Here is a 12,938-nt window from a genome sequence, read left to right on the forward strand (position 1 = left end):
CCGCCCCGATTGACCTTGTGTCATTTAACATAGATAAAAAGGAGGTCGGCCGTGGGCCGGCCACCACAGTTCGGTGCATCCCATGTCTCAAGAGCCGCTGACCCCCGGCGACCGTCACTTCGGAAAGTTCGATCGCAACCTGATCTACCTGCTGGTGACGGTGGCCAAGCAGCTTGAGGCGGACATGCCCACCCTACTGGAAGGTACGCGGCTCAATCCGACGACCTACCGCATCCTCGGCTCCTGCGCGATCTACGGTGCGGTGTCTATCTCGGACCTGGGGCGGATCATGCTGATCGACCGTGCGCAAATCAGCCGCACCGCCGCGCAGCTCGAGCAGGACGGCCTCGTGCGCTTTGCCGAGCACCCACACAACAAGCGCAAGAAGATGGTGACCTTGACGGATGCCGGACGGGCCGAGCTCGATCACGCGGCGCCAAGGGTCACCGAACGGCGGGAGGGGCTCGAGGCGATGCTCGGCAAGGAACGGCTGGCCGATCTGCTGGACGCGCTCAACACGATCTCGGACGTGTTGCCGAGGTAGGGCCGGCGAGTTTTAGCCAATACAGCCTAAACGGATATTCACGCGCCGTCCCGCGGGGTGGCGCATCGCGCCGCCCGTTTTGCCGAAGGCAAACCTACGGTTTGACGGGGGCGGGTCATGCCGGAGGCATGCCTTTGGCATGGCGCGGCCTGACAGTGCCTGTCAGGCGGGCGTTTTGTTCTGAGCTAACCGTATCCGGTCTATCCTCGTCTGCTATGGGGTGGCTGTCGCAATGGGCGCTTGGAGTCGCCGCCGCATGGCCCCGCGTCACGTCTTCGGCGTCACAAGTTCAACTTCACCCATGCCGCATTGCGCGCGGACGAGCGCACGCAGGCATCGACAAAGGCCACGCCCTCCAGCCCCGCCGCGATACCGGGCACGAGATGCGCGGCCTCCGGGTCCCGCAGAGCAGCTGCTATCTCGGTGTAGAGCGCGCCAAACGCCTCGAGATACCCTTCGGGGTGGCCCGGCGGGATACGGGAGACGGCCGCGGCCGCCACGCCGCTCCCGGCGCCGCCCCGCGTGATCCGCTGCATCGGCTGACCAAGCGGTGTGTGCCACAGCACGTTGGGGTCCTCCTGCCGCCAGCTGAGACCGCCTTTGGCACCGTAGACCCGCAGCTGAAGCCCGTTCTCGGCGCCCGTCGCCACCTGCGAGACCCAAAGCGTCCCGCGCGCGCCGCCCTGATACCGCATCAGCACGTGCGCCGTGTCGTCAAGCGCGCGGCCCGGCACAAAGCTCGCGAGATCCGCCGACAGGCCCTCCAGCTCCAGCCCCGTCACGAACCGCGCCAGCTGAAAGGCGTGCGTACCGATGTCGCCCGTTGCCCCGCCCGGCCCGCTCTGCGCCGGATCGGTGCGCCACGCCGCCTGCTTGTGACCCGTGTCCTCCAGTGGCTCGGCCAGCCAGTCCTGCGCATATTCCACCTGCACCAGCCGGATATCGCCCAGCACGCCCTCCGCCACCATCTCCCGCGCCTGCCGCACCATGGGCGTCGCCGAGTAATTGTGCGTCAGGAATAGCCGCCCCGGCCCTTTGTCGACCGCCTTGGCGAGCGCCTTGGCCTCCTTGAGCGTCGCGGTCAGCGGCTTGTCACAGATCACATGAATGCCGCGTCGCAGGAACGCCTTGGCGATTTCCGCGTGCAGGTGGTTCGGCGTGACGATCGCCACCGCCTCGATCCCGTCCTTGAGCCGTGCCTCGCGCCCCGCCATCGCGGTGTAGTCGTCATAGACCCGCGCAGGATCGAGCCCCAGCGCCGCACCCGAGCTCTGCGACCGTGCCGGATCGCTGGCAAAGGCCCCCGCCACCAACTCGAAATGGTCATCGAGCCGCGCCGCCATGCGGTGCACCGCTCCGATAAAGGCGCCCGCGCCGCCGCCCACCATCCCCAGCCGGATGCGCTCCGCGTTCAGTCTTTCCATCGGTCGATCCCCAACATCTTGGCATTGGTCGCGGCATCCGCCTCGCCGCCGGCAAAGTCGTCAAACGCGGTCTCGGTCACCCGGATCATGTGGTCCCGCACGAAGGCCGCGCCCTCGCGCGCGCCATCCTCCGGGTGTTTGAGCGCACATTCCCACTCGACCACTGCCCAGCCGTCGAAGCCATACTGCGCGAGTTTGGAGAACACGGACCTAAAGTCGATCTGCCCGTCGCCAAGCGAGCGGAAGCGCCCCGCGCGCGACACCCAGTCCTGGTACCCGCCATAGACGCCTTGCCGCCCGTCGGGCCGGAACTCGGCGTCCTTGACGTGAAACATGCCGATCCGTGCGTGGTAGATGTCGAGCGTGGCGAGGTAGTCCATACCCTGCAGCACAAAGTGCGACGGATCATAGAGCATCTTCGCCCTTGGATGCCCCTTCACCACGTCGAGGAACCGCTCGAACGAAGCTCCGTCGTGCAGGTCCTCGCCCGGATGGATCTCGAAACAGAGGTCGATGCCGTTTTCCTCGGCATGGTCCAGGAGCGGCAGCCAGCGCCGGCCCAGCTCTTCGAAGGCTTGCTCGATCAGCCCCTCGGGCCTTTGCGGCCAGGGGTAGACATAGGGCCACGCCAGCGCGCCGGAAAAGACCGCCATCTGGGCGAGGCCAAGGTTGCGCGAGGCGGTAATCGCCTGCTTGACTTGCTCCACCGCCCACGCCTGCCGCGCCTTCGGATTGCGGTGGACCTGCGCCGGCGCGAACCCGTCGAACGCGTCGTCATAGGCCGGGTGCACAGCGACAAGCTGGCCTTGCAGATGGGCGGAAAGCTCCGTGATCTCGATGGCGTGCGCGCGTGCCTGCCCGGCGATCTCCTCGCAATAGGTCCGGCTCTCCGCGGCCTTGGCAAGATCAAAGAGCCGTTCGTCCCACGACGGGACCTGCACGCCGATGTACCCGCACGCCGCCGCCCATTTTGTGATCCCCTCCCACGTGTCGAACGGCGCCGTGTCGCCGGCAAACTGCGCGAGAAAGAGCGCGGGACCCTTGAGCGAGGCAAGCTGGGGCGTGGTCATGGTCTCTCCGGTTCGGGGGCGCGCACGCGCGCGAAACGCGGGTGACAGCGCGGTGTTTTGCCGACATGGTATCAGCGTAGAGCGTTCAGGAAAGCCCAGATGTCAGACACCGACAGCCGCCGCATCGTCTCCTCCCGCCATTTGGCCGATGGCGCAGGCTGGGAGGCGTCCGAGTTCGAGTTCGGCCTGATCGTGGCATCGAACGCCTTTCAGCGCTGGATGGTCAAGTGCATGTCCGCCGCCGGGCACCCGGACCTGACCCCGCTCGACATCCTCGTGCTGCACAACGTCAACCACCGCGGGCGCGACAAACGGCTGAGCGACGTGTGTTTCATCCTCAATGTCGAGGACACGCATACCGTGAACTACGCGCTGCGCAAACTGCTCAAGGCGGAGCTGCTGACCTCCGAGAAACGCGGCAAGGAGGTGTTCTACGCCACCTCCGAGACGGGCGCCGCGCTCTGTGAAGCCTACCGCAAGGTGCGGTCGCAGTGTCTGCTGGAAGGGCTGGCGCGGATGGACCTCAGCGGCGAGGAGCTGCGCGAGATCGCGGCGAATTTGCGCGCCTTGTCAGGGCAGTACGATCAGGCGAGCCGGGCGGCTGCGAGCCTTTGAGGCGCTGATCTGGCCGGACCGGTGTTAACTATGAACACCGGAAATCCTTGATGGCGACACATTCTGCCCGGCATTCTGCCGCCGGGGCCACGGGCGAAATTCGGCTTTTGTGGCGGGGGCGTATTCGAGCCGGAGGGCAGGAACTTGAAGAAATTTGCATTGGCGGCCGCGGTCGCCGCATTGACCGCGGGCGCTGCACAGGCCGGCGGTGGGCACGGTCACGGGCATGGTCACAGCCACGGGCATGGCCACGGACACGTCGTTCAGTATGGCGGCGTCGCCCATTCGGGTGTCACGATCAAGGTCGTGTGCTGGCGCGGACCTCTGAAGAAGGTCTGGGTCGACAAGCCGAAGGACGTGTTCATCAACACGCTGATGGCCGCGGGCCTGAGCGCGAACGCCGCGACCAACGTGGCCTATTCAGTGTGCCGTCACCCCGGTCTGGTGAACAATCCGGCGGGTCTGCGGGCCGAGACGATCCGGCTCTACAACCAATATCGCCGCGGCTGGTAACGTTACTCGATCACGGTGAAGGTGTCCGGGGCCTTGGGGCTCCGGGTGGTCGCTCTGCCGAGAACCTTTCCCTCTGCCCAGCCATGCGGATGGCCGGGCATGCCGCAGCGAAAGCGCTCGATCAGTTTGGCGTAGCTGAAGCCCAGCTCGGACGCCTTGCAAAGGCGCGCGCCGCTATGCCTGCGATGCAGGGCGAGGCCCGCGCCTGCCGGCACGAGTTGATAATCCTTGCGCGCAAGCCGTGCGTCGAGGTCATCCCAGCTCTGCGCTTCCGCAAGGTCTCTGGCGAGGCGCGCCCGTAGCGGCGCGACGAGCCGCTCGTCCGCCCGATTGGGCGGCCTCGCATTGCGCGCGCGAGAGATCTCCTCCGACAGCAGATTGCGGACCAATTGACCAAGCGTGATGTCCTGCGCCCGCGCCAGTTCGGCACCGACCTGCAGCATTTCCCGGGGCACTTGAAGCGTCACACGTTCCATGCCGCCAGCATCGCGCGCCTGCCTTAAGAAACGCTAAACGTCCAACTCCTGTGCGAACCGAGCGTTCTCCTGGATGTACTGAAACCGCATCTCGGGCTTCTTGCCCATCAGCCGCTCGACCAGATCGCCGGTCTCGCCGGGCTCGTCCTCGTCGATGGTCACCCGGATCAGCTTGCGCGTTTCGGGGTTCATCGTGGTGTCCTTGAGGTCCTTGGCGTCCATCTCACCAAGCCCCTTGAACCGGCTCACATCGATCTTGCCTTTTCCGCCCAGACCCGTCTCCAGATACGCGTCCCGCTCCGCCTCATCGAGGCAATAGACCCGCCGCGCGCCCTGCGTCAGCCGGTAAAGCGGCGGGCACGCGAGGAAGAGGTGGCCCGCGTCGATCATCGGCCGCATCTGGGTGAAGAAGAACGTCATCAACAGCGAGGCGATATGCGCCCCGTCGACATCCGCGTCGGTCATGATGATGATCTTGTCATAGCGCAGGTCATCGACGTTGAACCGCGTGCCAAGGCCCACGCCGAGCGCCTGCGTCAGGTCGCTGATCTCCGCGTTCGAGCCCAGTTTCGACGAGGCCGCGCCGAGCACGTTGAGGATCTTGCCGCGCAGAGGGAGCAGCGCCTGCGTCTTGCGGTCGCGCGCCATCTTGGCCGAGCCGCCGGCGCTGTCGCCCTCGACGATGAAAAGCTCGGTGCCGTCGCGGTTCGTGGCCGAGCAATCGACCAATTTGCCGGGCAGGCGCAGCTTTTTCGTCGCGGACTTGCGGGCGGTCTCTTTTTCCTGGCGGCGGCGGAGGCGTTCTTCGGCGCGCAGCACGAGAAAGTCGAGTATGGCGCCGGCGGCCTTGGTGTCCGCGGCAAGCCAATTGTCGAACCGGTCGCGTACGGCGCCCTCGACCAGACGCTGCGCCTCCACGGTGGCGAGGCGGTCCTTGGTCTGGCCGACAAATTCAGGCTCGCGGATGAAGCACGACACCAGCGCGCAGCCGCCCGTCAACAGGTCGTCGCGCGTGATCTGCGCCGCCTTGCGGTTGTTGGCCAGCTCGCCATACGCCTTGATCCCCTTGAGGATCGCCGCCCAAAAGCCCGCCACATGCGTGCCGCCTTCGGGCGTCGGCACGGTGTTGCAATAGGACTGGATGAAGCCGTCGCGCGCGGGCGTCCAGTTGATCGCCCACTCGACCTTGCCCGGCACGCCGAACTTTTCTTGAAACTCGACCGTGCCGTTGAACGGCGCATCGGCATATGTGCTGGCGCCGCCCAGCGTCTCGACCAGATAGTCGCTGAGCCCGCCGGGAAAGTGGAACGTCGCCTCCGTCGGGGTCTCGCCATCTTCGATGGCCGATTTCCAGCGGATCTCGACACCGGAAAAGAGGTACGCCTTGGATCGCACCATCTTGAGCAGGCGGGCCGGCTTGAAGCGGTGTTTGCCAAAGATCTGATCGTCCGCGTGGAACGTGACGCGCGTGCCTTTCCAGTTGTTCGCCGCGCCCACCTTTTCGACGCCGCCTAAGGGGTGACCGCGGGAGAATCGCTGCTCGAACGCCTGCCGGTCACGGGCGACCTGCACCACCATGGAGTCCGAAAGCGCGTTGACAACCGACGCACCCACGCCGTGCAGACCGCCGGAGGTCTGGTACGCCTTGCCCGAGAACTTCCCGCCTGCGTGCAAGGTGCAGAGGATGACTTCGAGAGCGGATTTGCCGGGAAATTTTGGGTGCGGGTCGATCGGGATGCCGCGCCCGTTGTCGCGGACGGTCACGGCGTAATCGGCGTGCAGCTCGACCTCGATCCGGGTCGCGTGACCGGCGACGGCCTCGTCCATCGAGTTGTCGAGGATCTCGGCCACCATGTGGTGCAGCGCGCGCTCGTCGGTGCCGCCGATGTACATGCCCGGGCGCTTGCGGACGGGCTCGAGCCCTTCGAGCACTTCGATGGAGGACGCGTCGTAACCCGTGGGCTCGGCCGCGGTCAAAAGATCGTTGGCCATGTCTGCTGCTCTGTTTTGTTGGCTGGCACGATCATGCCACGGAGGCGCGTACGACGGAAGGGTGGATGCGCCATAGAAAAAGGCCCCGCCTTCGGGACAGAAGGGCGGGGCCTGAAACTAAATCCGGACGGGAGAGACCGGAATAGACACGGAGGGTCCGAGAACCGGGTGAAGGCGCGGCATCGTGGGACTGAAGCACCGCGCCGGAGGGATGGCCCGGCTCTCTTGGAGGGATACGAGTTCGACCCTCCGTGTGAATATGCAACTCGGTTGACCTAAGAAAGGTTCCCGAAAAACGCACTTTTTAATATTTAGCGTTTTCAAGGGGGTAGGGGTTTTGTTGGCGGTATCTGAACCTTTCCGCAAAAAATCTGCGGGAAAAATCGCCTCTGGTTCCCCCTCAGCGCACCAAAATGGCGCGAAAATCGTTCACGTTTGTCCCCGTAGGTCCGGGCGCGTGCAGCGCGTCCACGGCGGCAAAGGCGGAATAGGCGTCGTTGCGCGCAAGCGATCCGGCTGGATCGACCCCAGCGGCGCGCATACGGGCGCAGGTTGCGCCGTCGGCAAAGGCGCCCGCGTTGTCTTCGGAGCCGTCGATCCCGTCGGTATCGGCCGAGATGGCGCTGATGCCGGGCACGCCATCGATTTCGGCGGCAAAGCTGAGCAGGAATTCGGAGTTGCGCCCGCCACGTCCGCCCGAGCCACGCAGTGTCACCGTCGTCTCGCCGCCCGACAGCAGTAGTACGGGGCGCGCGAAGGGGCGGTCCTTGGCGGCGATCTCGCGGGCGATGGCGGCGTGCATCTTGCCGATGTCGCGCGCCTCTCCCTCGATGGCGTCTGACAGGATGACGGCTGGCACGCCTTCGGCGCGCGCGAGGGCGGCAGCCGCTTCGAGCGACTGAGAGGCCGAAGCAATTACCTTGACCTCGTGCGCGGCAAACACGGTGTCGTCCCGGTGTGGCGGCAGGTTCGCCTCCGAGGCGATGACCTGCGCAATGACATCCGGCAGGTCGAGCCCCCACGCCTCCACCGCGGCGCGCGCCTCGGCGCGGGTGCGGGTATCGGGCACGGTCGGGCCTGATGCGACTTGCGCCGGATCGTCGCCGGGCACGTCGGAGACCACAAGCGAGACCACCCGTGCCGGGTGGGCAAGCGCCGCCAGACGTCCACCCTTGAGCGTGGAGACCTGGTTGCGCACGAGGTTCATCACCCCGATGGGCGCGCCGGAGGCCAAAAGTGCCTCATTCAGCGCCACCTCGTCCGCCAGCGTCAACCCGTCGCAGGGCGCCGGCAGCAGCGCCGAGCCGCCCCCGCAGACAAGCGCAACCACCAGATCGTCTTTCGTCAGACCGGTCACGGCCTGCCTCAAGGCATCCGCCGCGGCCAGTCCCGCCGCGTCCGGCACGGGGTGCGCGGCCTCCATCACCTTGGCCGCGCGCGTGGCGCAGGCGTAGCCGTACCGCGTCACCACCACGCCCTCGAGCGGGCCGTCCCACAGCTCTTCGAACGCGGCAGCGAGCTGCGCTGCGCCTTTGCCGGCACCGATCACCACCGTCCGCCCCTTGGGCGGGTCCGGCAGATGCGCCGCCAGCGCACGCTTGGGGTCTGCGGCAGCGACGGCTGCGTCAAAGAGGCGGGTCAGGAAGTCTTGGTTCAGGAAGTCTTGGCTCATGGGCGCGGTCTACAGCCCCGCGCGAGCCGGGTCCATGGCACTTAGACCAAGTGGCCTTAAATCAGGGTCGCGTCTGGCCCTATTCGGGGTCTCAATTTCCACGTGATATAAGCCGTCTTGCATCGCACGCAGTTTGAGTCGGTGTGTGCAAAAGGTGGGCCCGGCTCAGGCCCGAACATATGAAAGGGTTTCCCAATGGACGGCGTTCTGAACGAAAACGACATCTCCCATGTGGTCGAAGCCGACCGCGCGCATGTCTGGCATCACCTGATCCAGCACAAGCCCTTCGAGACGAACGACCCGCGCATCATCATCGAGGGCAAGGGGATGCGCGTCTGGGACCAGAAGGGCAAGGAGCACCTCGACGCCGTCTCGGGCGGGGTCTGGACGGTGAACGTGGGTTACGGCCGCGAGTCGATTGCCAAGGCGGTCTATGACCAGCTTCTAAAGCTCAACTACTTTGCAGGCTCCGCAGGCTCGATCCCGGGCGCGCTCTTCTCCGAAAAGCTACTGGACAAGATGCCGGGCATGTCCCGTGTCTATTACTGCAACTCCGGCTCGGAGGCGAACGAGAAGGCGTTCAAGATGGTCCGCCAGATCGCGCACAAGCGCTATGGCGGGAAGAAGCACAAGATCCTCTACCGTCACCGCGACTACCACGGCACCACGATCAGCTGCCTTTCGGCAGGCGGTCAGGAAGAGCGCAACGCGCAGTACGGCCCCTACACGCCCGGGTTCGTCGAGGTGCCGCATTGCCTCGAGTACCGCGCGCAGCCCGAGTTCGACGGCGGCAATTACGGCGAATGGGCGGCCAACCAGATCGAGAAGGTGATACTCCGCGAGGGGCCTGACACGGTCGGCGCGCTTTGCCTTGAGCCGGTGACGGCGGGTGGCGGTGTGATCACACCGCCCGAGGGCTACTGGGAGCGCGTGCAGGAGATCTGCACCAAGTACGACATCCTGCTGCACATCGACGAGGTTGTCTGCGGCGTGGGCCGGACAGGTGTGTGGTTCGGCTACCAGAACTACGGCGTGAAGCCCGACATGGTGACGATGGCCAAGGGCGTGGCCTCGGGCTACGCGGCGATTGCCTGCCTCGTGACCACCGAAGAGGTCTTTGACATGTTCAAGGACGACGCGGCGGACCCGATGAACTACTTCCGCGACATCTCGACCTTCGGCGGCTGCACGGCAGGCCCGGCGGCGGCGCTCGAGAACATGCGGATCATCGAGGACGAGGACCTTCTGGGCAACACGCTCGCCATGGGTGAGCGGATGATGGGCAACCTGAACGCGCTGGCGGAAAAGCACGCGGTGATCGGGGATGTGCGCGGCAAGGGGCTCTTCCTTGGCGCCGAGCTCGTCGCGTCGCGCCAGACCCGCGAACCTGCCGACGAGAAGAAGGTGCAGGCCGTTGTCGCCGACTGCATGGCGCAGGGCATCATCATCGGGGCGACCAACCGCTCGGTGCCGGGCTTCAACAACACGCTGTGCTTCTCGCCCGCGCTGATCGCCACGGCGGATGACATCGACCAGATCACCGACAGTGTGGACCAAGCGCTCACCCGCGTTTTCGGGTAAGCGCTGCTAGACAGAGTGCCTTAACGAGTGACCGGCCCGGACGTAGAGCGTCCGGGCTTTTTTGTTGCCTTGTGAAAACTATGACAAGCCTTTCGAGATCATTTGCTTAAAGCAAGTCTCCCGCCTGACGGGCACCGTCAGGCCGCGCCGACCCGCCCCCATGGGGCGGCGCGATTGCGCCACCCCTTGGGTCGGCGCGTGAACTTCTGTTTCTGCAAAAGCATCTAAATGGCCGCCCTAAACCGGGTTCGGAACCGGCTCACCCCTCGCAAAGGCGGCCACATTGGCAACCGCCATCTTGCCCATGTCCACACGGACCTCGAGCGCGGCGGTGCCGAGATGTGGCAGGAGAACGACGTTCTCCATCGCCACCAGAGCGTCCGGCACCGAAGGCTCGTGTTCGTAGACGTCAAGCCCGGCGCCCGCGATCTCACCCGCCTGCAAGGCGCCGATCAGCGCAGCCTCGTCCACCACATCCCCCCGCGCGATGTTCACGAAAAAGGCCGAGGGCTGCATCGCAGCAAAAACAGGCGCGCCGATGATGTGACGGGTGGCAGCCCCGCCCGGGACGGCGGCGACCAGCACGTCGACAGCTGCGGCGCAGTCCGTCAGGACGCCGTGCTGGGTCGTTTCGAACGGCAGGTGTTTTGGCGTGCGGCTGAAGTAGTGCACCGACATCCCAAACCCGTGGTGGCAGCGTGCCGCGATGGCCTGACCGATCCGGCCCATGCCGACGATGCCCACGGCTTTGCCCGTCAGGTGCATCCCCAGCATCTGCGTCGGGTGCCAGCCCGGCCAGGCGCCGGCGCGCACCATGCGCTCGCCTTCACCTGCCCGCCGCGCGGCCATGAGCATCAGCGTCATGGCGATGTCGGCGGTCGCATCGGTGACCGCGCCAGGCGTGTTGGTGACGGTGATCCCCGCCCCCTTGGCCGCGCCCACGTCGATGTGGTTGAACCCCACGCCAAAGTTCGCAAGCAGCTTGCAGCGCGGCTCAGGGACTGAGGCGATGAGCTCCGCCGAGTAAAGATCCCCCAGCGTCGGAATGACCATGTCGAAGTCGCTCAACGACCGGCGCATTTCGTCCTCGGACATCGGTGCCGTCTCGGCGCGCACCTCGACCTCGATCCCGTCTGGCACCGCCGCGACGGCCGCTTCCGGCAAGGGCCGGCAGATCAACAGTTTCATGTCAGTGTAGTCTCCCCCCGTTCGGCAGGTCCTTGTCGGGTGTCGCGAGGACGATCCCGCCTGCCTCGTCGGAGAAACCTAGGACAAGCACTTCGGATTTCACCGGGCCGATCTGGCGGGGCGGGAAATTCACCACGCCCATCACCTGTTTGCCCACCAGCGTCTTGGGCGCGTAATGCGCGGTGATCTGCGCGGAGCTTTTCTTCTCCCCGATCTCGGGACCAAAATCGATCCAGAGCTTGATCGCCGGCTTGCGCGCCTCGGGGAAGGGCTCGGCCCGGACGATGGTGCCGACGCGGATGTCGACGGCGAGGAAGTCGTCGAAGGTGATCTCAGCCATTTTGCAGTTCTCTGGAGCGATTGGTGGCGGCTTGCACGGTGCGGCGCATGAGGTCGGGGAGCTCCTCCATCAGCACCTCGAGCCCGGCCTGGGTGGTGCCGTTGGGGGAGGTCACGTTGATGCGGAGTTGCTCGGCGTTCTCGTCCGACTGGATCGACAGCGCCCCTGCCCCGGCAACGGTGTGCTGGGCGAGGGTCGTGGCGAGCTCCGGCCCTAGGCCCGCTGCCTCCCCCGCTGCCGCAAGCGTCTCGATCATGTGAAAGACGTAGGCCGGCCCAGAGCCTGACACGCCCGTGACCGCGTCCATCTGGTCTTCACTTGTGAGGCGCACGACGGCGCCGATGGCCTGCATCAGCGCGTCCGTCGCGTCCAGATGCGCCTCGGTCGCCGCGTCATTGCGCACGAGCGCAGTGATTCCCTGCGCAACGGCGGCCGGCGTGTTCGGCATGGCGCGCACGACGGGCGTGTCTTGGCCGAGGATGGCGGCGTAGTTGGCTATCGTCGTGCCCGCTGCCACGCTGACAAAGAGCGTCCCGCCGCCGGCGTAGCCTTGTAAGGTGGGCAGTGCCGTCGCCATCATCTGAGGTTTCACCGCGAGGAGGGCTACCGCCGGCGCCTCCGGCAGCGCTTGGTTGATATGCACGCCCGTGCCTTTGAGCCAGTCCGAGGGGTTCGGGTCGACCACATGCACGGCGCTTGCCGGAAGGCCGCCCTTGAGCCAGCCCGCAAGCATGGCAGAGCCCATCTTCCCACAGCCCAAAAGCACGATGCCGCGCTCGGTGATACGCTCGAATATGTCCATGTAGCCGCCCCCACCTTGTGCCGGGGTGAGCCTAGTGGCTTTGCGCGTGGAACGGAATCGCTTTCACGCTTCCAAGACGCTCTCAGGCGCGCCCGTAAGCCTCGGTCATCGCGATCTCGATGGCTTGCTGCGGAGACTGATCTCCCCAGGTCACAAGCTGGAGCGCCGGATAGTAGCGCTCGGCGCTCATCACGGCGGCGTTGATCATCGTGTCGATCTGGTCGGCGCTCGGGAATTGTTCGTCCCCTGCGACGAGGCCATAGCGAAAGACCATCAGCTTTTGCTCCTCCCACCAGGTGAAGGCCCCGCACCAGCAGCGGTCGTTCACGAGGTTCAAGAGCTCGTAGAGCCCGGGAAGCTTGTCCGCGGGTGGCTCCATGTCGAAGGTGCAGACGAGCCGCAGGGTCTGGTCAAAGGCCGACCAGGCCAAAGTGACCGAGTACGTCCGCCACTGACCCTCGACCGCCATGGCGATCTGGTCGTCGCCGATCCGGTCAAAATCCCAGTCGTGATGCGACGCGAGCGTCTCCACGATGTCGATGGGATGCGTGTCTTCGTCGTAAAACTGCTCTGAAAGCGCCATGCCGCCACCTCTTTATGTGTTGGCGCTCGGGCTATGGCAGCGCCCGGCGCGTGGTGCCTGCTCGGTGCGGGGGTTTTTTGTGCCTGTCCTCCCGCCTGGGTGAGCGTGCACGGTGGGGGAGTCGGCTGTAAAGCGAAT

At 65.7% G+C, this 12,938-nt stretch carries 13 protein-coding genes; 4 read left to right on the forward strand and 9 right to left on the reverse strand.

Going from position 1 to position 12,938, the window contains the following annotated elements; genetic code table 11:
- Positions 1-82 precede the first annotated feature (82 nt).
- Positions 83-544 carry a MarR family winged helix-turn-helix transcriptional regulator gene (locus ACU0B3_RS00235; RefSeq protein WP_446258791.1) on the forward strand — a complete coding sequence of 154 codons (462 nt, stop codon included), beginning with the start codon at positions 83-85 and terminating at the stop codon, positions 542-544.
- Positions 545-825: 281 nt separating this feature from the next.
- On the opposite strand, the gene ACU0B3_RS00240 is transcribed toward ACU0B3_RS00235, so the two are convergent.
- Positions 826-1,968, reverse strand: a complete 1,143-nt coding sequence (locus ACU0B3_RS00240; protein WP_446258792.1) for a Gfo/Idh/MocA family protein — start codon at positions 1,966-1,968, stop codon at positions 826-828.
- A complete protein-coding gene (locus ACU0B3_RS00245) occupies positions 1,956-3,038 on the reverse strand; it encodes a sugar phosphate isomerase/epimerase family protein (RefSeq protein WP_446258793.1) in 1,083 nt (360 codons plus the stop codon). The genes ACU0B3_RS00240 and ACU0B3_RS00245 overlap by 13 nt, the downstream gene beginning before the upstream one ends.
- A gap of 99 nt (positions 3,039-3,137) precedes the next feature.
- On the opposite strand from ACU0B3_RS00245, the gene ACU0B3_RS00250 reads away from it, so the two are divergent.
- Together ACU0B3_RS00250 and ACU0B3_RS00255 are read left to right on the forward strand one after the other, a co-directional pair.
- The gene (locus ACU0B3_RS00250) at positions 3,138-3,653 is read left to right on the forward strand and encodes a winged helix DNA-binding protein (RefSeq protein ID WP_446258794.1); all 516 of its coding nucleotides are present in this window, start codon (positions 3,138-3,140) and stop codon (positions 3,651-3,653) included.
- A 144-nt stretch (positions 3,654-3,797) separates the two neighbouring features.
- A complete protein-coding gene (locus ACU0B3_RS00255) occupies positions 3,798-4,166 on the forward strand; it encodes a hypothetical protein (protein ID WP_446258795.1) in 369 nt (122 codons plus the stop codon).
- A gap of 2 nt (positions 4,167-4,168) precedes the next feature.
- On the opposite strand, the gene ACU0B3_RS00260 is transcribed toward ACU0B3_RS00255, so the two are convergent.
- The 3 genes from ACU0B3_RS00260 to ACU0B3_RS00270 form a co-directional block, all read right to left on the reverse strand.
- Positions 4,169-4,642 carry a hypothetical protein gene (locus tag ACU0B3_RS00260; RefSeq protein ID WP_446258796.1) on the reverse strand — a complete coding sequence of 158 codons (474 nt, stop codon included), beginning with the start codon at positions 4,640-4,642 and terminating at the stop codon, positions 4,169-4,171.
- A gap of 33 nt (positions 4,643-4,675) precedes the next feature.
- On the reverse strand, positions 4,676-6,634 hold the full coding sequence (gene parE, locus ACU0B3_RS00265; protein ID WP_446258797.1) for a DNA topoisomerase IV subunit B: 1,959 nt from the start codon (positions 6,632-6,634) through the stop codon (positions 4,676-4,678).
- A gap of 400 nt (positions 6,635-7,034) precedes the next feature.
- The gene (locus tag ACU0B3_RS00270; RefSeq protein ID WP_446258798.1) at positions 7,035-8,306 is read right to left on the reverse strand and encodes a glycerate kinase type-2 family protein; all 1,272 of its coding nucleotides are present in this window, start codon (positions 8,304-8,306) and stop codon (positions 7,035-7,037) included.
- A 195-nt stretch (positions 8,307-8,501) separates the two neighbouring features.
- On the opposite strand from ACU0B3_RS00270, the gene ACU0B3_RS00275 reads away from it, so the two are divergent.
- Positions 8,502-9,887 (forward strand): aminotransferase family protein, encoded by a 1,386-nt coding sequence (locus tag ACU0B3_RS00275; protein WP_446258799.1) that lies wholly within the window; start codon positions 8,502-8,504, stop codon positions 9,885-9,887.
- 237 nt (positions 9,888-10,124) lie between these two features.
- On the opposite strand, the gene ACU0B3_RS00280 is transcribed toward ACU0B3_RS00275, so the two are convergent.
- The 4 genes from ACU0B3_RS00280 to ACU0B3_RS00295 form a co-directional block, all read right to left on the reverse strand.
- Entirely contained in the window at positions 10,125-11,075 is a 951-nt protein-coding gene (locus tag ACU0B3_RS00280) for a 2-hydroxyacid dehydrogenase (protein ID WP_446258800.1), read from the reverse strand.
- 1 nt (position 11,076) lies between these two features.
- Positions 11,077-11,415, reverse strand: a complete 339-nt coding sequence (locus ACU0B3_RS00285; protein ID WP_446258801.1) for a tRNA-binding protein — start codon at positions 11,413-11,415, stop codon at positions 11,077-11,079.
- Positions 11,408-12,217: a pyrroline-5-carboxylate reductase gene (gene proC, locus ACU0B3_RS00290; RefSeq protein WP_446258802.1), complete on the reverse strand. Its 810-nt coding sequence runs from the start codon at positions 12,215-12,217 to the stop codon at positions 11,408-11,410. Before proC ends, ACU0B3_RS00285 begins: the two co-directional genes overlap by 8 nt.
- Before the next feature lie 82 nt (positions 12,218-12,299).
- Complete coding sequence (locus tag ACU0B3_RS00295) at positions 12,300-12,800, reverse strand: YbjN domain-containing protein (protein WP_446258803.1); 501 nt, start codon at positions 12,798-12,800, stop codon at positions 12,300-12,302.
- Positions 12,801-12,938 lie beyond the last annotated feature (138 nt).

The organism is Pseudaestuariivita sp. (assembly GCF_052825805.1).

Coding starts and splice junctions, on each gene's coding strand:
- ACU0B3_RS00295 (WP_446258803.1), bottom strand. CDS start 12,800: ATGGCGCTTTCAGAGCAGTTTTACGACGAAGACACGCATCCCATCGAC.
- ACU0B3_RS00260 (WP_446258796.1), bottom strand. CDS start 4,642: ATGGAACGTGTGACGCTTCAAGTGCCCCGGGAAATGCTGCAGGTCGGT.
- ACU0B3_RS00285 (WP_446258801.1), bottom strand. CDS start 11,415: ATGGCTGAGATCACCTTCGACGACTTCCTCGCCGTCGACATCCGCGTC.
- ACU0B3_RS00275 (WP_446258799.1), top strand. CDS start 8,502: ATGGACGGCGTTCTGAACGAAAACGACATCTCCCATGTGGTCGAAGCC.
- parE (WP_446258797.1), bottom strand. CDS start 6,634: ATGGCCAACGATCTTTTGACCGCGGCCGAGCCCACGGGTTACGACGCG.
- ACU0B3_RS00280 (WP_446258800.1), bottom strand. CDS start 11,075: ATGAAACTGTTGATCTGCCGGCCCTTGCCGGAAGCGGCCGTCGCGGCG.
- ACU0B3_RS00245 (WP_446258793.1), bottom strand. CDS start 3,038: ATGACCACGCCCCAGCTTGCCTCGCTCAAGGGTCCCGCGCTCTTTCTC.
- ACU0B3_RS00235 (WP_446258791.1), top strand. CDS start 83: ATGTCTCAAGAGCCGCTGACCCCCGGCGACCGTCACTTCGGAAAGTTC.
- ACU0B3_RS00240 (WP_446258792.1), bottom strand. CDS start 1,968: ATGGAAAGACTGAACGCGGAGCGCATCCGGCTGGGGATGGTGGGCGGC.
- ACU0B3_RS00270 (WP_446258798.1), bottom strand. CDS start 8,306: ATGAGCCAAGACTTCCTGAACCAAGACTTCCTGACCCGCCTCTTTGAC.
- proC (WP_446258802.1), bottom strand. CDS start 12,217: ATGGACATATTCGAGCGTATCACCGAGCGCGGCATCGTGCTTTTGGGC.
- ACU0B3_RS00250 (WP_446258794.1), top strand. CDS start 3,138: ATGTCAGACACCGACAGCCGCCGCATCGTCTCCTCCCGCCATTTGGCC.